The 20912-nt window shown below is 61.3% G+C and carries 18 protein-coding genes and 1 riboswitch; of the genes, 9 read left to right on the top strand and 9 right to left on the bottom strand.

The window, feature by feature from the left end; genetic code table 11:
• The first annotated feature begins 33 nt into the window (after positions 1–33).
• Positions 34–240 (top strand): cold-shock protein, encoded by a 207-nt coding sequence (locus tag HAT86_RS07525; protein WP_167195273.1) that lies wholly within the window; start codon positions 34–36, stop codon positions 238–240.
• Between the two features lie 45 nt (positions 241–285).
• Here HAT86_RS07525 and HAT86_RS07520 read toward each other — a convergent pair whose 3' ends face one another.
• The gene (locus HAT86_RS07520) at positions 286–963 is read right to left on the bottom strand and encodes an arylesterase (protein ID WP_167195270.1); all 678 of its coding nucleotides are present in this window, start codon (positions 961–963) and stop codon (positions 286–288) included.
• On the opposite strand from HAT86_RS07520, the gene HAT86_RS07515 reads away from it, so the two are divergent.
• From HAT86_RS07515 to HAT86_RS07505, 3 genes are all read left to right on the top strand, one after another.
• Positions 962–1651 (top strand): ABC transporter ATP-binding protein, encoded by a 690-nt coding sequence (locus HAT86_RS07515; RefSeq protein ID WP_167195265.1) that lies wholly within the window; start codon positions 962–964, stop codon positions 1649–1651. The genes HAT86_RS07520 and HAT86_RS07515 overlap by 2 nt on opposite strands.
• Complete coding sequence (locus tag HAT86_RS07510; RefSeq protein ID WP_167195262.1) at positions 1648–4167, top strand: ABC transporter permease; 2520 nt, start codon at positions 1648–1650, stop codon at positions 4165–4167. Before HAT86_RS07515 ends, HAT86_RS07510 begins: the two co-directional genes overlap by 4 nt.
• Positions 4168–4236: 69 nt before the next feature.
• The gene (locus tag HAT86_RS07505) at positions 4237–5100 is read left to right on the top strand and encodes an inositol monophosphatase family protein (RefSeq protein ID WP_167195259.1); all 864 of its coding nucleotides are present in this window, start codon (positions 4237–4239) and stop codon (positions 5098–5100) included.
• Between the two features lie 51 nt (positions 5101–5151).
• Here the strand turns inward: HAT86_RS07505 and gcvP are convergent, their stop codons facing one another.
• The 4 genes from gcvP to HAT86_RS07485 form a co-directional block, all read right to left on the bottom strand.
• Positions 5152–8001 carry an aminomethyl-transferring glycine dehydrogenase gene (gcvP, locus tag HAT86_RS07500; RefSeq protein WP_167195398.1) on the bottom strand — a complete coding sequence of 950 codons (2850 nt, stop codon included), beginning with the start codon at positions 7999–8001 and terminating at the stop codon, positions 5152–5154.
• A gap of 75 nt (positions 8002–8076) precedes the next feature.
• Positions 8077–8436, bottom strand: coding sequence for a glycine cleavage system protein GcvH (gcvH, locus tag HAT86_RS07495; protein WP_167195256.1), 360 nt, complete (start codon positions 8434–8436; stop codon positions 8077–8079).
• A 30-nt stretch (positions 8437–8466) separates the two neighbouring features.
• Positions 8467–9594: a glycine cleavage system aminomethyltransferase GcvT gene (gcvT, locus tag HAT86_RS07490; RefSeq protein ID WP_167195253.1), complete on the bottom strand. Its 1128-nt coding sequence runs from the start codon at positions 9592–9594 to the stop codon at positions 8467–8469.
• Between the two features lie 156 nt (positions 9595–9750).
• Positions 9751–9837, bottom strand: a riboswitch (glycine riboswitch).
• Between the two features lie 28 nt (positions 9838–9865).
• Positions 9866–10318: an RrF2 family transcriptional regulator gene (locus HAT86_RS07485; RefSeq protein WP_167195250.1), complete on the bottom strand. Its 453-nt coding sequence runs from the start codon at positions 10316–10318 to the stop codon at positions 9866–9868.
• Between the two features lie 86 nt (positions 10319–10404).
• Between HAT86_RS07485 and HAT86_RS07480 the strand changes: the two genes are divergently transcribed.
• Positions 10405–10980 (top strand): gamma-glutamylcyclotransferase family protein, encoded by a 576-nt coding sequence (locus HAT86_RS07480; protein WP_167195395.1) that lies wholly within the window; start codon positions 10405–10407, stop codon positions 10978–10980.
• Between the two features lie 65 nt (positions 10981–11045).
• Positions 11046–12308 (top strand): DUF2254 domain-containing protein, encoded by a 1263-nt coding sequence (locus tag HAT86_RS07475; RefSeq protein WP_167195247.1) that lies wholly within the window; start codon positions 11046–11048, stop codon positions 12306–12308.
• 3 nt (positions 12309–12311) lie between these two features.
• Here the strand turns inward: HAT86_RS07475 and gltX are convergent, their stop codons facing one another.
• The gene (gene gltX / locus HAT86_RS07470; RefSeq protein WP_167195245.1) at positions 12312–13637 is read right to left on the bottom strand and encodes a glutamate--tRNA ligase; all 1326 of its coding nucleotides are present in this window, start codon (positions 13635–13637) and stop codon (positions 12312–12314) included.
• 148 nt (positions 13638–13785) lie between these two features.
• Here gltX and HAT86_RS07465 point away from each other — a divergent pair, with 148 nt between their 5' ends.
• Complete coding sequence (locus HAT86_RS07465; RefSeq protein ID WP_167195243.1) at positions 13786–14715, top strand: MBL fold metallo-hydrolase; 930 nt, start codon at positions 13786–13788, stop codon at positions 14713–14715.
• 84 nt (positions 14716–14799) lie between these two features.
• Positions 14800–15156 (top strand): metallopeptidase family protein, encoded by a 357-nt coding sequence (locus tag HAT86_RS07460; protein ID WP_408015015.1) that lies wholly within the window; start codon positions 14800–14802, stop codon positions 15154–15156.
• Positions 15157–15180: 24 nt separating this feature from the next.
• On the opposite strand, the gene HAT86_RS07455 is transcribed toward HAT86_RS07460, so the two are convergent.
• On the bottom strand, positions 15181–16839 hold the full coding sequence (locus tag HAT86_RS07455) for an NAD+ synthase (protein ID WP_167195236.1): 1659 nt from the start codon (positions 16837–16839) through the stop codon (positions 15181–15183).
• Between the two features lie 156 nt (positions 16840–16995).
• Here HAT86_RS07455 and HAT86_RS07450 point away from each other — a divergent pair, with 156 nt between their 5' ends.
• Positions 16996–18468, top strand: a complete 1473-nt coding sequence (locus HAT86_RS07450) for an MORN repeat-containing protein (RefSeq protein WP_167195233.1) — start codon at positions 16996–16998, stop codon at positions 18466–18468.
• A gap of 102 nt (positions 18469–18570) precedes the next feature.
• On the opposite strand, the gene HAT86_RS07445 is transcribed toward HAT86_RS07450, so the two are convergent.
• Positions 18571–20100, bottom strand: coding sequence for a cryptochrome/photolyase family protein (locus tag HAT86_RS07445; protein WP_167195230.1), 1530 nt, complete (start codon positions 20098–20100; stop codon positions 18571–18573).
• Positions 20094–20759, bottom strand: a complete 666-nt coding sequence (locus tag HAT86_RS07440; RefSeq protein ID WP_167195227.1) for an SDR family NAD(P)-dependent oxidoreductase — start codon at positions 20757–20759, stop codon at positions 20094–20096. Before HAT86_RS07440 ends, HAT86_RS07445 begins: the two co-directional genes overlap by 7 nt.
• Positions 20760–20912: the final 153 nt, after the last annotated feature.

Below are 20912 nucleotides of genomic sequence, written 5' to 3'. Positions count from 1 at the left end.
CGTGGGCAACAACAACCAAAAGGAGATAAACGGATGGCTACTGGCACCGTCAAATGGTTCAATACAACAAAAGGCTACGGCTTTATCGCGCCTGAAGGTGGCGGCAAAGACGTGTTTGTGCACATCTCGGCTGTTGAACGTGCCGGCCTGACCGGGCTGGCCGACAACCAAAAAGTGACCTTCGACATCGAGCCCGGCCGCGACGGCCGCGAGTCGGCGACGAATATCGCCTTGGCCTAAGTTATATCTTGGGTATCCCACGGGCCCCCTGCAGGGGCCCGTTTTTTATTTTGCGGCCTCGACCAATTGCACCACCTTCGGGCCAAGCGCCTCGACGATGAGCTGCACGCCTTCGGCATTGGGGTGGATGCCATCGGGCTGGAAATAGTCGCGCAGCTGTGCCGGATCGTCCGAACCCAGCCCGGCAAAAAAGTGGTCGAAATACAGCGTATCGAACTTCTGCGCCAAATCCGGATAGATACTGTCATACGCGGCCTGATATTCGGCCCCGTAATTGCCCGGTGCGCGCATCCCCACCAGCAACACCGGCACATCGGCCTTTTGGGTCGCTGTCAGAATACGGTCAAGGTTGGCCCGTGACACCGCCGGATCAATCCCGCGCAACATGTCGTTGGCGCCAAGCGTGACCATCACCGTGTCGATATCGGGCGTCAGGCTCCATTCGATTCGGGCTGCACCGCCTGCCGTGGTCTCGCCTGACACACCCCCATTGACAACGCGCACCGCGTGGCCTTGATCCTCCAGCCATTGATCCAGCTGCGGCACCAGCCCTTGATGATCCAACAGACCGTAACCTTGCGTCAGGCTGTCACCGAACGCCAAGACCGAAACTTGTTCTGCAAACACAGGCGGCGCGACCAAAAGAAGCGCGGCCAGCACCTTGCCCCGTAGGGTGGTTACCCCATATGTCAGAAAGTCCTTAGTAATCAGGTACAATCCCATGACCGACCCCGTTCTTTCGCTCAAAGATGCCACGCTGTCGCTTCAGGGCAACGCGGGGCTTGTCCAGATACTCCACGGGATCACACTGGATGTCCAGAAGGGGGAAACGGTGGGGCTTGTCGGCCCGTCCGGATCGGGCAAATCTTCGCTGCTTATGTTGATGGGCGGGCTGGAACGGGCCAGCGCGGGACAGGTGCGAGCACTGGGACATGATCTGTCTGCCATGAACGAAGATCAACTGGCCGCCTTGCGCCGCGATCACTTTGGCGTTGTATTTCAATCGTTCCACCTGATCCCCACGATGACCGCGCTTGAAAATGTCGCCGCCCCGTTGGAATTGGCTGGCCAATCCGATGCCTTCACCCGCGCCGCCCAAGAACTGGCTTCGGTCGGGCTGGAACAGCGGGCCGATCATTACCCGTCGCAACTGTCGGGCGGCGAGCAACAGCGCGTGGCGCTGGCCCGCGCCGCCGCGCCACGGCCCGATATCATGCTGGCCGATGAGCCCACCGGCAACCTTGATAGCAAGACCGGCGCTGCGATCATCGACCTGTTGTTCGACCTCAGCGCGCGCGAAGACGCAACGCTGGTGATGGTCACCCATTCGCCGGAATTGGCGGCGCGCTGTGACCGCGTGGTTGAACTGGTCGATGGTCGGCTGGCCGAAGCGCAAAAGGTGCCTGCATGAGCATACCCACGGCCGCGCGTCTGGCCCGGCGGGATCTGCGTGGCGGGCTGCGCGGGTTTCGCATCTTTCTGGCCTGCGTCATTCTGGGCGTTGCCGCGATTGCCGCCGTTGGCACGGTGCGCGAAAGCATCGCCACCGGCCTTGAGCGCAAAGGGGCCACCCTTTTGGGCGGCGACGCCGAGATCGAATTCACCTACCGCTTCGCCAATGAGGCCGAGCGCGACTGGATGGACGGCGCGGCAAACCGCGTGTCCGAAATTGTCGATTTTCGGTCCATGGCCGTGGCCCCGGATGGCGAACGCGGCCTGACGCAGGTCAAGGCGGTTGACCGGGCCTATCCGCTTTTGGGGCAGGTCACGCTTGCCCCGGCGATGCCGCTTGCGCAGGCATTTGCCGGGCGTGATGGCCTGCCCGGCGCGGTCATGCACCCCCTGCTGAGCGGAAAACTGGATTTACAACCCGGCGACACGTTCCGGCTTGGCAATGCTGAATTCGTGCTCAGTGCCGAAATCATGTTCGAGCCGGACAATGCCACATCGGGCTTTGGCCTTGGACCGCGCACCATTGTGCGTTCAGCCGATCTTGAGGGGGCGGGCTTGCTGGGGCCGGGCACCCTGTATTCCACCCGCTACAGGCTGGATTTCCCCGCAGGTGCCGACCTTGCCGCGCTCCAAACGCAGGCAGAACAGACCTTCCCTGACTCCGGTCTGCGTTGGACCGATGCTCGCAACGGCACGCCGGGTGTTGCCGAATTCGTGGACCGTCTGGGCGCGTTTCTGGTGCTGGTGGGGCTCTCGGGGCTGGCTGTCGGCGGCGTCGGCATCTCGGCTGCGCTGCGCGCCTATCTGGCCACCAAGACCGAAACCATCGCAACGCTGCGCACCCTCGGCGCGGATCGGCGCACGATTTTCCTGACTTACTTTTTTCAGGTCGCGCTGCTGGCGCTTGTCGGCATCGTCTGCGGGCTGGCCTTGGGCGTTGGCGTGCCGGTTCTTCTGTCCCCCATCATCGAAGCGCGCCTGCCCGTGCCCGCAGCCTTTGGCGCATATCCCGCACCGATGGCCGAAGCCGCGCTTTACAGCGCGCTGACCGTGCTGATCTTTGCCCTGTGGCCGCTTGCCCGCGCGCAAGACGTGCGCGCCGCCGCCCTGTTTCGCGATGCGCTTGGGCAGGCGCGCCGCCTGCCCCGCTGGCCGTATCTGGTAACTACCTTGGCGCTGTTGACGGCACTGATTGGGGCGGCCATGATATTTTCAGGCAATACCATCCTGACGCTGTCCACCGCCGGCGGCATATTCGGCGCATTGATCCTGTTGGTGCTGGCCGCCGCTGCTGTGGTCACACTGGCCCGCCGGGCCAAACCGCTGGCCCGCGGACGCCCGGCCTTGGCTTGGGCGCTAGCGGCCATTGGCGGGCCGGGAACCACGGCAGCGCCGGTGATGCTGTCACTGGGGCTGGGCCTGTCGGTGCTGGCCGCTGTTGGCCAGATCGACCAGAACCTGCGCGGTGCCATCGCCCGCGACCTGCCCGACCGCGCGCCATCCTATTTCTTTGTCGATATCCAGAAAGATCAGATGCCAGCCTTCATGAAGCGTCTGAATACCGATCCCGCCGTGTCGCGCATCGAGTCAGCCCCGATGCTGCGCGGGGTGATCAGCCGGATCAACGACCGCCCCGCAACCGAGGTGGCCCCGGGCCATTGGGTTGTCGAAGGTGACCGTGGCATCAGCTATGCCGATGCGCGGCCCGACCGCACCAAGATCGTCGCCGGAGAATGGTGGGGCAAAGGCTATGACGGCCCGCCACAGATCAGCTTTGCCGAGGAAGAAGCGCAGGAAATGGGCCTGTCGATCGGTGACATGATCACCGTCAACATCCTTGGCCGCGACCTGACCGCCGAGTTGACATCGCTGCGCGAGGTCGATTTTTCGACCGCCGGGATGGGGTTTGTCATTGTGATGAACGCCGCCGCGTTGGAAGGCGCGCCGCATACCTTCATTTCGACCATCTACGCCGAGCAAGAGGCCGAGCGTGACATCCTACGCGATATCTCGGACGCGATGCCAAACGTCACCGCGATCAGCGTGCGTGATGCCATCGACCGGGTGTCGGGGCTGCTGGCCGGGTTAGCCTCGGCCACGGCATGGGGGGCGGCGGCCACGCTGCTGACCGGCTTTTTGGTGCTGATCGGCGCGGCGGCGGCAGATCAGGCGGCCCGCACGCATGAGGCGGCAATTCTCAAGACGCTTGGCGCATCGCGGGCGCGCATCTTGGCCAGCTTGGCGCTGCGCGCGGCGATCCTTGGGGCCGTTGCGGGCATCGTCGCGCTTGCCGCTGGCATTGCCGGGGGGTGGGCCGTCAGCCATTTCGTGATGGACACAGGGTTTGAGATTGCATGGGCTTCGGCCCTCAGCATTGTCGCAGGCGGCGCGGTGATCAGCCTGCTGGCCGGGCTGGCCTTTGCATGGCGGCCCATTCAGGCGCGCCCCGCACAGGTGCTGCGATCACGCGAATAGACGCATTGTCATTCGCCTTGTCCGGTGGCAGTCAATGGGGTCAACCCCTCTACGTTCAAGGCCCGACCGATGACCGATTCTCTTCCCATTGCCCTGACTGCGCCGCTTAGCAAAGCTCAGAAAACCAGCCTGATCAATCTGGTCCGCCGCACCGCGCGGGCCGAAATCATGCCGCGTTTCCGTAACCTGTCGCATTCCGACATCTCATCGAAATCAGGGCCTTACGATCTGGTAACCGAGGCCGACACCGCCGCCGAAGCCATGCTGGCGCGCGGTCTGCAACAGATGTTCCCGCATGCCCTTGTCGTCGGCGAAGAGGCCAGCAGCACAAATCCCGATCTGCGCGACCAAATCGGTGATGCGGAAATGGCGATCATCCTTGATCCGGTGGATGGCACATGGAATTTTGCCCATGGCCTGCCCCTGTTCGGGGTGATCTTGTCGGTCACACGGTTTGGTAATCCGGTGTTCGGGCTGCTGTACGATCCGGTGATGGATGACTGGATATGCGCCGATAGCGAAAATAAAGCCCATCTGTCACGCAATATCGGCGCGGATCGCCCCCTATCGGTGGCGCGCGGCGGGGCTCTGTCGGACATGTCGGGTTATGTTCATCTTTATCTGCTGCCCGAGGACAAACAGGCCGAGATGGCCGCCTGCCTGCCCGAGTTTGCCCGAACGCTGATGCTGCGCTGTTCGTGCCATGAATATCGCACCTTGGCGCAAGGCGGGATGGATTTCATGATTTCCGGCACGCTCAACCCATGGGATCACGCCGCGGGCGTGATGATCTGTCAGCAGGCCGGTGGCGTGGTGCGCATGCTGGATGGGGCCGATTACAATGCCAACCTGACCGAAGGGTATATTCTGGCCGCCCCGAACGAAGACAGCTGGACACACCTGCGCGACAGGTTCGCGTTTTTGATGGGCTGACCCGCCCAAATGACATGCCCCGCACCGAAGATCGGCGCGGAGCAATGCGCTTTACTCGGCGGCCTCTGCGTAGTCCTCAAGCGGCGGACACGAGCAGATCAGGTGCCGATCGCCATAGACATTGTCGACGCGGTTGACCGGCGGCCAGTATTTATCCACCCGGAACGCCCCCGGCGGGAAACAGCCCTGTTCGCGGCTGTAGGGCCGATCCCAATCGCCCACCAGATCCTCGACCGTGTGGGGGGCATTTTTCAGCGGGTTGTTGTCACGATCCGCATGCCCCTCTTCGATATCGCGAATTTCTTCGCGGATCGCCAGCATGGCATCGCAAAACCGGTCCAGCTCGGCCTTGGTCTCGGATTCCGTGGGCTCAACCATCAGGGTGCCGGGCACCGGAAAGCTCATGGTTGGGGCGTGAAAGCCGCAATCGACCAGACGTTTGGCGATATCATCCACCGTCACGCCTGCGCTTTTCTCAAAGGTTCGCGTATCCAGAATGCATTCATGCGCCACACGGCCCGACGGCCCTTTGTAAAGGACGTCATACGCCCCCTCCAACCGCTTGGCGATGTAGTTGGCGTTCAGAATGGCAACCCGCGTCGCTTGCGTCAGCCCCTCACCGCCCATCATCAAGCAATAGGCCCAAGAGATCGGCAAAAGCGAAGGCGAGCCGAAAGGCGCCGCCGACACCGGCCCCTGTTCGCCCCCTGTCAACGGATGGCCGGGCAAATGCGGCACCAGATGCGCCTTGACCCCAATCGGCCCCATGCCGGGGCCGCCGCCCCCGTGCGGGATGCAGAAGGTTTTATGCAGGTTCAGGTGGCTGACATCGCCGCCCACGTCGCCGGGACGGGCAAGCCCGACCATGGCGTTCATGTTGGCCCCGTCGATATAGACCTGCCCGCCATGCCGGTGCGTGATATCACACACCTCGCGCACGGTTTCCTCGAACACGCCGTGGGTTGACGGATAGGTGATCATGCAGCCCGCCAAATTTTCCGAGTGTTTTTCGGCCTTTGCACGGAAGTCTTCAACGTCGATATCGCCGTTTTCGGCGGATTTGACCACCACGACATCCCAGCCAACCATATGCGCACTGGCCGGGTTGGTGCCATGCGCGCTGGTCGGGATCAGACAGACTTTGCGATGGCCTTCGCCATTGGCGCGGTGATAGGCGGCAATCGTCAAAAGCCCCGCATATTCGCCCTGCGCACCGGAATTAGGCTGCATCGAAATCGCGGCATAGCCGGTGATATCGCATAGCTTGGCGGACAGATCGTCGATCATTTCCTTGTAGCCCTCGGCCTGATCGGCAGGCACGAAGGGGTGCAGCAAGGAAAACTCACGCCAGCTGACGGGCATCATCTCGGCGGCGGAATTGAGTTTCATCGTGCATGATCCCAGCGGGATCATCGCCCGGTCCAGCGCCAGATCCCGGTCGGCCAGACGGCGCATGTAGCGCATCATTTCCGTCTCCGCGCGGTTCATGTGGAAAACCGGGTGCGTCAGGTAATCGGATTGCCGCAGCACTGCGTCGGGCATCCGATACGCGCCCTCGAAATCTTGGTCTTCCATGATGATTCCAAAGGCCCGCCAAACGGATTCGATGGTGGCGGAACGGGTGCGTTCATCCAGTGTAATGCCGATTTTCGTGTCGCCCACCCGGCGCAGGTTAATGCCTTCGCGCACGGCCGCTTGTAGCACGCCACGCTGGAGCAGCCCCACATCGACCGTGATCGTGTCAAAGAACGTATCCGGTTGCACGTCAAAGCCCGCAGCCTCAAGCCCCTTGGCCAGACGTAGCGTTTTACGGTGGATGCGTTGCGCGATGGCCTTCAGCCCCTTGGGGCCATGGAACACCGCATACATCGACGCCATCACCGCCAAAAGCGCCTGCGCGGTGCAAACGTTCGATGTGGCCTTTTCCCGGCGGATATGCTGCTCGCGGGTTTGCAGGGCCAAACGGTAGGCGCGGTTGCCGTGACTGTCGACGCTGACCCCGACAATCCGCCCCGGCAGGGCACGTTTATAGGCGTCCTTGGTGGCAATATAGGCGGCATGCGGGCCGCCATAGCCCATCGGCACACCAAAGCGTTGGGTTGAGCCGACGGCGATATCCGCGCCCATGGCACCGGGCTCTTTCAACAGCGTCAGCGCCAGCGGGTCGGCGATGACGATGCCAATCGCCTTGTGCTCATGCAATGCGGCCATTTCATCGCTGAAATCACGCAGATGCCCATAGGTGCCGGGATATTGGAAGATTGCCCCAAATACCGTGTCGGGCTGCATATCCTCGGGCGGGCCAACGATCACCTCGATATCCAGGGGCGCGGCGCGGGTCTGCATCACCGCGATGTTCTGCGGATGGCAATTCTCATCGACAAAAAACGCCTTGGCCTTCGTCTTGGCCACGCGCTGCGCCATGGTCATTGCTTCTGCCGCCGCCGTGGCCTCATCCAGCAGCGATGCATTGGCGATCTCAAGCCCGGTCAGGTCGCTGACCATCGTCTGAAAGTTCAACAACGCCTCAAGCCGGCCTTGGCTGATTTCCGGCTGATAGGGCGTGTAGGCGGTATACCACGCCGGATTTTCAAGGATATTGCGCTGGATCGCGGGCGGCGTGACCGTGCCGTGATAGCCCTGCCCGATCAGCGAGGTCAGAACTTTGTTCTTGCAGGCCACATTGCGCATGTGGTGCAGCAATTCACGTTCGGATTTGGGCTTGCCGAAATCCAACGGCGTATCTTGCCGGATGGACCGTGGCACCGTGTCGTCGATCAAGGCCTCAAGGCTGTCCGCCTCCAGCGCGCGCAGCATTTCGGCCATCTCTTCGGGTGACGGGCCAATGTGACGGCGGTTGGCAAAATCGTAAGGCAGATAGTCTGTCGGAGTGAAAGGCATGATCATCCTCGTCATTTCCAGAAAAGCGCCCTGTCCACCAGCACCCTTGGCCAGCCAAGCAGGGCCGCAATAGGGTTAATCAATGAAGTCCTTGTAGGCGTCTTCGTCCATGTAGCCATCTATCTGGCCATCATCGGTGGGCTTGATCTTGAAAAACCACGCCGCGCCCATCGGGTCTTCGTTCACCTTGCCGGGGTCATCGGTCAGCGAGTCGTTGATTTCGGTGATTTCACCGTCAATCGGGGCCATGATATCGCTTGCGGCCTTGACGCTTTCGATCACCACAACCTCGTCTCCCTTGGCCACTTGCGTGCCAACCTCGGGCAATTCGACGAACACCACATCGCCCAACTGTTCGCTGGCATGTTCGGTAATGCCAACAACCACCACATCGCCGTCGCTTAGCAACCATTCATGATCTTCGGTGAATTTCATTTTTGTCGTCCTTGTTGTCAGGGTTGAGTGTCAACGTTTGAAATTGGCCGGGACAAAGGGCAGTTCGGCCACTGTCACGGGCATTCGTTTGCCCCGCACCTCGCCATAAAGCGGGGTGCCGGGGGCAGAAAGTGCAGCGGGCACATAGCCCATCGACATGGGCGCGCCCAAGGTCGGGCCAAACGCGCCGGATGTCACCGCACCAATCGGCGTGCCGCCTTCGGCATCGGTAAAAAGGGCTGTGCCCTCGCGCATCGGAGCACGCCCGTCAGGCCGTAAACCCACGCGTTTGCGGGGCGCGCCATTGCTGATCTGGTCTAGGATGATACCCGCACCCGGAAAACCACCCGCGCGCGCCCCCCCGGCGCGGCGGACTTTTTGGATGGCCCATGTCAGGCCAGCCTCAACCGGGGTGGTCCCGCTGTCGATGTCATGACCATACAGGCACAGCCCAGCCTCAAGCCGCAGACTGTCGCGCGCGCCCAACCCGATTGGTTCAACCGCGTCATGCGCCAGCAGCGCACGAGCCAAGCCTTGGGCCTGATCGGCATGCACGGAAATCTCGTAGCCATCCTCGCCCGTGTAGCCCGATCGCGAAATCCATAGCTCCCCAAACCGGCTGTCGACTATGGCAACATCCATGAACTTCATCTCGGCCACACCCGGCACGAGGGCCTGCAAAACACCCTCGGCGGCGGGGCCTTGCAGCGCCAACAAGGCCCGGTCGGTGATTTCCTCAACCTCGCACCCCTCAAGACCGGCGCGCATATGGGCAATGTCAGCGTCCTTGCAGGCGGCATTGACCACGACAAACAGGTGATCCCCGCGATTGGCCAGCATCAGGTCATCCAGTATGCCGCCCTGATCGTTGGTGAAAAACCCATAACGCTGCCGCCCTTGCGCCAAGCCCAGCAGGTCCACCGGCACAAGCACCTCGGTCGCGCGGGCGGCAGCGTCATAGCCGCCTGTGGCGCGCACGATCACTTGGCCCATGTGGCTGACGTCGAACAACCCCGCCGACGCGCGGGTGTGCTGGTGTTCCTTCAACACGCCAAGAGGGTATTGCACGGGCATGTCATAGCCCGCGAAGGGCACCATCTTGGCACCCAACTCGACATGCAGCGCATGCAGCGGGGTCTTACGCAGGGTGTCGCTCATCCGGTCTCTCCAAATGGCGCCAGCTTGATTGAACGATCAATCCGGCATCGGTTTCGCGCACCCGTTTCGGCCGCGCCACGATGCCCCCTCTGTCCTTTGGCCTGAGATCGCTATCCCTTCGGCGTCCCGCCAACTGCGGGAACTCTCCAGAGTTGTTTTATCAGATCGGTCCTTGTTGCCTGAGAGTTTCCGGGGCGGTTGCTCCTTCGGCACCGGGTTATCCGGTTCTCCCGATCAGATGCTTAAACGCTAATATACCGCTTGGATCAGTTCAAGCGCGTTCTGCGCAGCGCGTGGGCACGAATACGTCCAGCAATTCTTGGTTGTCACACACCAATGCATCCAGCGTGACGTCATCAAGATGGGCATAAAACGCTTCGGCTGCGTCAGCGATCGCCAGTTTCAGACGGCAGAACTCAACCAAGGGGCACGTATTGTCGACATCGGCAAAACATTCGGCAATCGGCACATTTGACTCAAGCTGTCGAAACACGTCCCCGATCACGATCTGACTCATGGGTCGCGCCAAGGTAATGCCGCCGCAGCGCCCCCGTTGGGTGTGCAGAAAGTTCAGCTGCGCCAAACGATTGATCACTTGGGCCAGATGGCTTTCCGAGGTATTGCAGCACGCCGCTATTTCGGATTTGGTCACCAGACGGCCTGCATTGGCCCCACAAAACATCAGGACGCGAATGGCAATATTGGTGCGTTTGGTAATGCGCATGGTCTGTTGATCCGACTGCTTGAATTTTGCGCACCGTGACGACAAAACGACCGTAGAGATATGACTTAGATCAAGGGGCAAAAAAAATAACATATACCGATGATGCATATTTTTTCGGCTATGGCAGCCTTGTGAACCGCGAGACCCATCGTTTTCAAGACACGCATTGCGCCCGTTTGCGCGGCTGGCGGCGGGTCTGGCGGCACACTGCATTGCGCCCGGTCGCCTTTCTGACGGTCGTGCCCGCAGCGGATAGTGAAATTGACGGGCTGATCGCCCCCGTGCCGGGGCAGGATTGGGCCGCGCTGGACAAGCGCGAGGCTGCGTATGATCGCGTGCCCGCCGCCCATCAGATACACCATACCCTGCCCCACGCCCCGCAAATCGCGGTATATTCCATCCCCGAGGGGCAACACGACACCCCATGCGACACCCACCCCGCCTTGCTGAGCTATATCGACGTGGTCGTCCAAGGCTACCTGCGAGAGTTCGGCGAAGAGGGCGCAGCACGGTTTTTCGATACCACCGATGGCTGGGACACCCCGGTGCTGGATGACCGCGCCAAGCCGCTATACCCGCGCCATCGCCAGTTAAGCCCGGTTGAGCGCGCGTTTGTCGACGCGCAATTGCAAGCGCGCCGCATCCGGGTTGTGCATCACTAAGCCTGTCGCGGCCACTGGACCACGCGCCGGCACTGGGGCATGATCGCGTCAAACAAGGGCACGCGATGAAAACCAAGACAGCCTCCAAACCCATCTTGATGCTTCTGCGGCTTGGCCGGCTTTTGTGGGTGCGCGTGGCGTTGATGGCTATTTTGGCCGTCGTGGCCTCGGCCATGGCAATCTTTTTGGAAAACGTGATCCCGGACGCGCTGACCCAGCGATTTACACCAGACGCGGTGATGCCGATCCTGACGATACTGGCCTCCAGCATGCTGGCGGTCAGCACGTTTTCACTGAATGTCATGGTGTCGGCCCATAACGCGGCGGCCGCACAGGCCACCCCGCGGGTGCACCGAATCCTACTGGCCGACACGACAACGCAGACCGTATTGGCCACGTTTATCGGCGCGTTTGTCTATGCGCTGACCTCGATCATCCTGTTCAAGGCGCAACTGCATGGGCCGGGCGCGGCAGTGACGGTGATGGCCGTTACCGTGGCCGTGGTGGTTCTGGTCATTCTAGCCATGCTGCGCTGGATTGATCACCTAAGCGATCTCAGCAGTATGGACACCAGCCTGCGCGCAACCGAACACGCGGCGCGCGACAGCTTGCTGCAAACCAGATCAGAACCGGCCTTGCGGGCCTTACCCCTGACGCGTGATACGGTCATCCCCGATGATGCGCAGCCCATCGGCGCGCCACGGTCGGGGTTTTTGCAGTTCATAGATCTGCCACGTCTCAGCGCGGCCTTGGGCAAAAGCCAAGCAAAAATCTATATCCACAGCGCGCCCGGCACCCATGTTTTGCAAGGCCAGCCAATTGCCTATGCGGCAGGCCTGTCCGACGCGCTTCGCAAGAAAGTACAAGTCTGCCTGACCATCGCCGATACCCGCACCTTTGAGCAGGATGCCACCTATGGCTTGCTTGTCCTGTCCGAAATCGGATCGCGCGCCTTGTCGCCCGGCGTCAACGATCCGGGCACGGCAATCGACGTGATCGCCCGCCAACAAGGGCTGTTATGGGATTGGGTGCACACACCGCTAAACGATGCGCCGCCGAAATTCGACCGCATCTTCGTGCCCGACACAAACCCCGAGGATCTGATCGACAAGGCCTATGGTAGCATCGCGCGTGATGGGGCGGGCATGATCGAAGTGGTGCAGCATTTGCTTGCCGCGCTTGAACCGCTGACAACCTGCCCGGACAAGGCACTGGCCCAAGCCGCACACGACATGGCCGAGCGCGCCCGCGCCTACGCCGATAAGTCCCTGCCACTGGTCAGCGAAAAGGCCCGCCTGCGCCGCCCCGATGACGCGACAGGCCGATGACGCTTAATCGCGCGCTTTGATCTTTTGCAACAGCGGCAAGACCTGCCCCATGTCCGGCCCGTGCGACTGCCCGGTCAGGGCTTTGCGCAGCGGCATGAACAAGCCCTTGCCCTTGCGGCCTGTGGCCTCTTTCACCTGCGCGGTCCAATTTGACCATGTGCTGTCATCATACGGCCCCTCGGGCAGCATCTGCATCGCTTGTGCGATGAAGTCGCGATCTTCGTCGTCGATTACAGGCTCGGCCCCGTCGCGGAACATGGCCCACCAATCGGGCAGGTCGTTCAGCGTGGTGATGTTGTCGCGCGTCACCGTCCAGAACCGTTCGGCCGAGGCGTCGGGGACGCCAATGCGCGCAATCTCGTCGCGGACCTCGGCAAAATCGCGCTCGTGCAAAAGACGCGCGGTCAGCGGGAACAGGTCGTTCACATCAAACTTGGTCGGCGCCGCGCCAAAGCGGCCGATGTCGAAGCCTTCGATCAAATCCGCCATGTCGCTGTGCACCTCGACCGGATCAGCCGAGCCAAGCCGCGCCATCAAGCTCAGCAGCGCCATCGGCTCTACCCCTTGCGCGCGCAAATCGCGCAAGCTGAGCGTGCCAAGGCGTTTCGACAGGGATTCGCCCTGCGGCCCGGTCAGCAAGGAATGGTGCGCAAACTGCGGCACCGTGCCGCCAAGCGCTTGGATGATCTGAATTTGCGTTGCAGTGTTTGTAACGTGGTCACTGCCACGCACCACATGGGTCACGCCCATTTCGGTGTCGTCCACCACCGACGCCAAGGTATACAGCACCTGACCATCCCCACGGATCAACACCGGATCGCTGACGCTGGCCGCATCAATTGAAATATCGCCCAGAATACCGTCATTCCATTCGATCCGTTCGTGATCCAGCTTGAAGCGCCAAACGCCATTGCCCCGCTCGGCGCGCAAAGCGCCTTTTTCCGCCTCGGACAAGGCAAGCGCCGCCCGGTCATAAACTGGCGGTTTGCCCATGTTCAGCTGCTTTTTGCGCTTCAGGTCCAGTTCGGTGGGCGTCTCGAACGCCTCGTAAAAGCGGCCCATATCGCGCAGTTTGTCTGCAGCGTCGGCATAGCGATCCAGCCGCTCGGATTGCCGTTCAACCCGGTCCCACTTCAGGCCCAACCATTCCAGATCCTGCTTGATGGCGTCGACATACTCTTCTTTCGACCGCTCAGGGTCGGTATCGTCGATGCGCAGAATGAACGTGCCGCCGGATTTGCGGGCGATAAGAAAATTCATCAAGGCGGTGCGCAGGTTGCCAACGTGGATATAGCCGGTGGGCGACGGGGCAAAACGGGTGGTTGTCATGGGTCTCTCCTGATTGAGATGGGCCATGTCACAGCCGCCGGGAATTGTCCAGAATGACGGGGCCTGTCACATTCGCGTGAAGGCCCGCAGAGACAGCCGTTTTTGCGCTAAAGTGCCCATCGAACACACACAACCAAAGAGGGTTCCCATGTCCAACAGCGAATTCACCCGCCGTAGCCTGCTGGCCTCAGCCGCCGCATTACCGATTGCAGCCGCCGGTGGCCAAATGGCCCATGCCGCAGCCCCGATGATGGGGGCGGGGATGTCGAGCTACAACCGTGTTGGGTTGGGCGGTTTCGAGGTGACGACAATCTTGGCCGGGACCATGCCGCGCCCTGATCCGCATACGATTTTCGGCCTGAATGTCAGCGAAGACGCGTTTGCCAAAGCCTCTGCCGAGGCGCGGATACCCACCGACAAGGCGCAGTTCTTTTTTACGCCAACGGTGATCAACACGGGCGCGGAACTGGTTCTATTCGACACCGGCCTGAACGCCGAGGCGACCACAGCCGCCTTGGCACAGGCGGGCTATACCCCGGATCAGATTGATATCGTTGTGATCACCCACATGCATGGCGATCACATCGGCGGGCTGATGAAAGGCGATGCGCCGACTTTCCCGAATGCGCGCTATATCACCGGATCGGTCGAGTTCGATGCCTGGGCCGCGATGGAAAACGACGGCTTTGAAAGCAAAGTGCGCCCCTTGGCCGAACAGATGACGATGATTGGCGACGGGGACAGCGTGGCGTCGGGCATCACCGCCATGGCCGCCTTTGGCCACACGCCGGGGCATATGACCTACATGATCGAAAGCGAGGGGCAACGCCTTCTGGTCGCCGCAGATTTCGCCAACCACTACGTGTGGTCGCTTGGCTACCCGGATTGGGAGGTCAAGTTCGACATGGACAAAGCCGCCGCCGCCAAGACGCGCCGCCGCGTTCTGGATATGCTGGCGGCAGATGGCATTCCCTTCATCGGGTATCACATGCCATGGCCGGGGATGGGCTATGTCGAGGCACAAGGCGACGGGTTTCGCTATGTCCCGACCAGCTATCAGTTGATGATGCAAGGCTGACGAAACGGGATTTATCCCTGTCTGACACTGCTTTACTTTAGAGGGATGAATGCCCCCGACCCCAGCTTGCAAGACATGGATCAAATGGCCCGCGAGACCGTCGCGGGCCTGCCGCATCCCTTTGCCAAAGCCGCCCAAGATGTGGCGCTACGGGTGGTCGACTGGCCCGCGCAGGATATGCTGGACGCCTTTGATATGCGCGACCCGCTTGAGTTGACCGGACTTTACGAAGGCATCCCCGTTACCGAAAAGTCCTATATGGACCAAATGCTTGCGCCTGATACCGTTTGGCTGTTCCGGCAGCCGATCCTAGCCGAATGGCGGGCGCGGGGCGATGTCGAGATCGCGCAAATGGTGGCCCATGTCACCATCCACGAATTCGCCCATCACTTCGGCTGGTCCGACGCCGACATCGCCCATATCGACCGCTGGTGGGAATGACGGCCCGCCTCACCCAGAGCCGCGTCAGTCGCCATCCCGCCAGCGGTTCACGATGGGATAGCGCCGGTCCAGCCAGAAGGCCCGCTTTGACAGGCGCGTGCCGGGAGCGGACTGAAAGCGCTTGTATTCCGAGATATAAAGCAAGTGTTCCACCCGCTTGGCATCGGCCCGATCATAGCCCGCGGTCACGCAATCCGCGATCGAGCCGTCCTGATCGACAAGGATATCAAGGATCCCATCCAGCACCTCATAGGGCGGCAGGCTGTCCTCGTCGCGCTGATCGGGGGCCAGTTCGGCGCTTGGCGGGCGGTCGATGATGCGCTGCGGGATGACTGCCCCCCCGGGGCCTTGCATCCAGTCGCGGTGATTGGCGTTGCGCCAGCGGCAAGTCTCGAAAACGCGGGTTTTATACATATCCTTCAGCGGGTTATATCCGCCTGACATATCGCCGTAGATGGTGGCATAGCCCACCGCCACCTCGGATTTGTTGCCGGTGGTCAACAACATCTCACCGAACTTGTTCGAGATCGCCATCAGAAGCAGCCCGCGCAAACGGGATTGAATGTTTTCCTCGGTCACGTCGGGCTGCGTGCCGTCAAACAGCGGGGCCAGAGTATCGGTGATCGCCTCTCGTCCCTGTGCGATGGGCACGAAATCATACCGGCAGCCCAAATTTTCGGCCAGCGCCTTGGCGTCTTGCAATGACGCGTCCGAGGTATATTCAGACGGTAACATCACGCAACGCACGTTTTCCGCGCCCAGCGCATCGGCAGCAACAGTGGCCACAAGCGCGCTGTCGATTCCACCTGACAGGCCCAAAAGCACCTTGGAAAACCCCGCCTTGCGCAGATAATCGCGCAGGGACAACACCATCGCGTGATAATCCTGCTCGGTGGCCTGCGGAATGCGGGCCAGCTCGCCCTTTTCCGCGCGCCACCCCTCATCGGTGCGGATCAGATCCAGATGCGCGGTCGCCTCTTGCATCAGGGGCATTTGCAGGGCCAATTCGCCGCCGGGGTTCAGCACGAAACTGCCCCCATCAAACACCTGATCATCCTGCCCGCCCACAAGGTTGAGATAGACCAAAGGCAGGCCGGTTTCCACGACCCGCGCAACCATCAACTGATGCCGATGCGAGACCTTTTCGCGGTAATACGGCGAACCGTTGGGCACCAAGAGCACCTCGGCCCCGGTTTCGGCCAATGTCTCGGCCACGTCCTCGTACCAACTGTCCTCGCAGATCGGGCTGCCAATGCGCAGCCCGTCCAGGGCATAAGGCCCGGTGACATCGCCCGAAGCGTAAATGCGTTTTTCGTCGAACACGGTTTCATTGGGCAGGTGGTGCTTGAACACGCGCGCAGCGATCTTGCCGTTTTGAAGGATATAATAGGCGTTATACAGCGCGCCGCCGTCCACCGCCGGGCCACCTATGGCCAGCGCGGGCCCATCTGTGCAATCACGCGCCAGCGCCTCAATCTCGGCGATGGCGGCGCTATGAAACGCCGGCTTCATCACCAGATCCTGTGTGTTGTAGCCGGTGATGAACATCTCGGGCAAGGCCACAAGGTTGGACCCGGCGGCACGGCCCTGTTCCCATGCGCGGCGGGCCAGCGCAGCGTTGCCCGCCAGATCACCCATCGTGGGATTCCATTGTGCCAATGTCAGGCGAAACCGGTCGGCCATGGAGTGCCTTTCGTTTGAATTCATGTCTGATTTAGCAGATCACCGCGCGAGGGAAAGCCGATTTGGTCAAAAGCCGTTGTCACTGCCGCGCGGCTCCTTTAGATTTCAAGAGCGTTCGCTGGAACGGGCGGACTGGGCTGGGCATCAGGGGCAGACATGAACGTATCACTGGGCAGAACCATCCTTTTGGCCGCACTGCTAGCCGGGACCGCGCAGGCGCAGGACGACGAGGTCCGCAGCAAGCAATATGACGATGGCGGCGTCTACGAGGGCACGTTCAAGGACGGGCTACAGCACGGCACCGGCACCTACACGCTGCCCAATGGCTATGAATATACCGGCCAATGGATCGAGGGTGAAATTCGCGGCGATGGCGTGGCGCGGTTTCCCAATGGCTCAGTCTATGAGGGGCAGTTCGCCAAGGGAAAGCCCGAAGGGGTCGGCCGGATCGTGTTTGCCGATGGCGGCACCTATGAAGGCGAATGGAAAGACGGCAAGATCACCGGCCAAGGGGTTGCCGTTTATGCCAACGAGGTGCGCTACGAAGGCGGGTTCCGCAACGCGATGCATCACGGCAAGGGCCGCATGGAAAGCCCCGGCGGCTATATCTACGAAGGCGATTGGGTGAACGGCGTCAAGGAAGGGACGGCCACCATCACCTATCCCGACGGCGCGGTTTACGAGGGCGAAGTGCTGCGCGGAACGCGGCACGGCCAAGGCACGCTGACGATGCCCGATGGGCTGATCTACGAAGGCCGGTGGACCGAAGGCCAGATCGACGGCGAAGGCAAACTGACGCAACCCAATGGCGATGTCTACGAGGGTCAGTTGGTGGCGGGCCGCCGCGAGGGTCAGGGCAAAGTCACCTATGAAAACGGCGACATCTACGAAGGCCAGTTCAAAGATGATCGCCGCCACGGCAGCGGAGTGTTCACCGGCACCGACGGCTACCGTTACGAAGGCGACTGGAACGCTGGCAAGATTTCGGGGCAAGGCACGGTGACCTACCCTGACGGTTCGGTCTATGAGGGCGAATTCCGCGATGATCTGGCCAACGGACAGGGCCGCATCACCTATCCCGACGGATCAACTTACGAAGGGGAATGGGCCGGCGGCGTGATCGACGGTCAAGGCAAGGCCACCTATCCCAACGGCGTGGTCTATGAAGGCGCCTTCGAAAACGCCCGCAATCAGGGCTTTGGGGTGATGACCTATGCCGATGGCTATCGCTACGAAGGACAGTGGCAAGATGGGCAGCGCCACGGCACAGGCACCGCCACATATCCCGACGGCACGATCTATGAGGGCCAGTTCCAGACCGGGCAACGCCATGGACAAGGCAAAATCACCATGCCTGACGGATTCGTCTACGAGGGCGAGTGGCAAAACGGCGAGATTTCTGGCCAAGGCGTGGCCACCTATACCAACGGCGATGTTTACGAGGGCACATTCCTCAAAGGCAAGCGCCAAGGCAACGGCACAATGCGTTATGCCACCGGCGAAGAGGCCAGCGGCACATGGGAAAACGGCGCCTTGGCAGACCAGACCGAGGGGATCGCGGAAGACGACGCCGCGCCTGAGCCATCCGAAACGCCCGAAACGCCACAAACTGACGGTGCGTCAGACTAACCCGCGTCCTTCATTGTTCCCAAAATACTCCGGGGGGAGGCGCCGCTTGCGGCGACGGGGGGCAGCGCCCCCCTGCCCGGCCCGATACGGGGCGCAATGCTGCTATACCGCTTCACCCGCATCCAGCCGCGACAGCACCTCCGCCGCCCCGTCCAGAACCGCCTGTTTGCGGTCCTCGTCCATCCGGTCCCACGTATGATACATCTGCCCCATGCGTGGATTGCCCTTGAACCGGTCACGATGGCGGATCAGGAAGTCCCAATACAACAGGTTGAACGGGCAGGCCTTTGGCCTGGTCTTGTCCTTGACCGAATAGGCGCAACTGCCACAGTAATCCGACATCTTGGCGATGTAATTGCCCGATGACACATAAGGTTTCGACGCGATGATGCCGCCATCGGCAAACTGGCTCATGCCAAGGGTGTTGGGGGCTTCAACCCATTCAAACGCGTCGGCATAGACGGCCAGATACCACTCATGCACCTGCGCCGGGTCGACACCCGCCAGCAGCGCGAAATTTCCGGTGACCATCAGCCGCTGAATGTGGTGGGCGTAGGCCTCGTCGCGGGTTTGGGCGACGGCGTGCGACAGGCAATTCATCCCCGTCTCGGCCCCCCAATACAGGGCGGGTAAATCGCGATCATGGCCAAGCGCATTGCGCGCGGTATAGTCCGGCCCCTCGCGGAAATAGATGCCACGCACATATTCACGCCAGCCGATCACCTGCCGGATAAAGCCTTCGGCGGCATTGATCGGCACGCGCCCGGCTTTCCATTCTTCAACCACACGCTGGCAGATTTCCACAGGATTCAGCAATCCAATATTCAAATATGGAGATAACAGCGAATGATGCAAAAACTTGTCGTCTTGCAGCATCGCATCTTGATAATCGCCAAAGCCTGCCAGCAAGGTCGTGGCGAAATGATCCAATGCGCGCAGGGCCTGCGCCCGTGTCACCGCAAAATGAAACGGGCGCAGCGCGCCGAAATTGTCACCAAACCGCGTCTCAACCAGATTGAGCACCTCTTCGGTGATCTCGTCGGGGGTAAACTGCATCGGCGCGGGGCGCAGCATATCGCCCGAGGCCGGTTTGCGGTTGTCATGGTCGTAATTCCACTTGCCGCCTGCGGGTTTGTCGCCCTCCATCATCAGCCCGGTCTTGCGGCGCATCTCGCGATAGAAATACTCCATCCGCAATTCTTTGCGGCCCTCGGCCCATGCGTTGAACGCGTCCAGCGAACAAACAAAACGATCATCGGGCAGCAAGGTCATAGACAGTGGCGCAGCCTCAAGCGCGCGGTGCAATCGCCATTCGCCCGGCGCGGTGGCGATCACCGTGGTGGTGCAATGCTCTTGCGCGCGGCGCATCACCGCGCCGACGATCGACGTGGACGCCTCCGGGTCGTCCAACCGGGTATAGGCCACTTGCCAGCCGTCCTGCTCCAGCTCGGCTGCGAAATGGCGCATGGCCGACAGGACCAGTGCGATTTTCTTGGGGTGGTGCGGCGCGTAGCCCGCTTCATCCGCGACCTCGGCCATGACGATCAGGTCGGTGTCCTTGTCGGCCGCGCGCAGGGCGGACAAGGGTTTGCTGAGCTGATCGCCAAGCACCAGAACCAGACGTTTTACCATGGCACGCGCTTTCCAGCCCAATCGTAGAACAGGCCGGTGTCGTCCGGCGTCAGCCCGTCAAGCACGCCCAAAAGGTTGGTCGCGGCCTGTTGCGGGGTCACTGTGGGATGATGGCCCGCATATTTCGCGGTCAGCGGCGTTTCAACAGTGCCGGGGTGCAGCGCCACGCAGATTGAGTGCTTGTGGCTGCGTGCCAGTTCAATCGCGCCGGTGTGGATCATCTGGTTCAGCGCGGCCTTGGCTGTGCGATACGCATACCAGCCGCCAAAGCCGTTGTCGCCGATCGACCCCACCCGCGCCGAAAGCGCCACAAATATGCATCGCCGGTCGCGCGGCAGTAGTTTTGGCGCGTGTTTCAACACCAAAGACGGGCCAATGCAGTTCAGCGCGAACTGGTCACGCATGTTCTGCGCGGTCACATCCTTCAGGGACTTTTCAGGCCGTTGTCCGTTGATTTCCAGCCCCCCGGTCGCCACGAATATCATGTCGAACGGCCCGCTAAGCTGGCCAAGCGCCGCGCTGACCGAGGCCTCATCCGTCACGTCCAGCCCATCGCCCGAGCGCGACAGACCAGTTACCGCCACCCCGCGCTCTGACAGAGCCACCGACAGTGCCGCGCCAATCCCGCCCGAAGCGCCTATAATCAATGCATTTTCCATGACCATCATGATAGGTCGCCGCAGTGGCGGTTCAAGCCAACAACAGCCCCGAAAATCAGGGGTTTTCAATGGCGCGCGCGATGCCTATAGTTTCAGCCATGACACAGCAGAGCCATATCGCACAACTGCAAGCGCCCCGGTCTACGGGTTGCG

The sequence above is a fragment of the Roseovarius gahaiensis genome, assembly GCF_011601345.1.
Classification (GTDB): Bacteria; Pseudomonadota; Alphaproteobacteria; order Rhodobacterales; family Rhodobacteraceae; genus Roseovarius; species Roseovarius gahaiensis.
The sequence above is the reverse complement of the archived record's forward strand: the minus strand, read 5'-3'. Positions and strand labels throughout refer to the sequence as shown.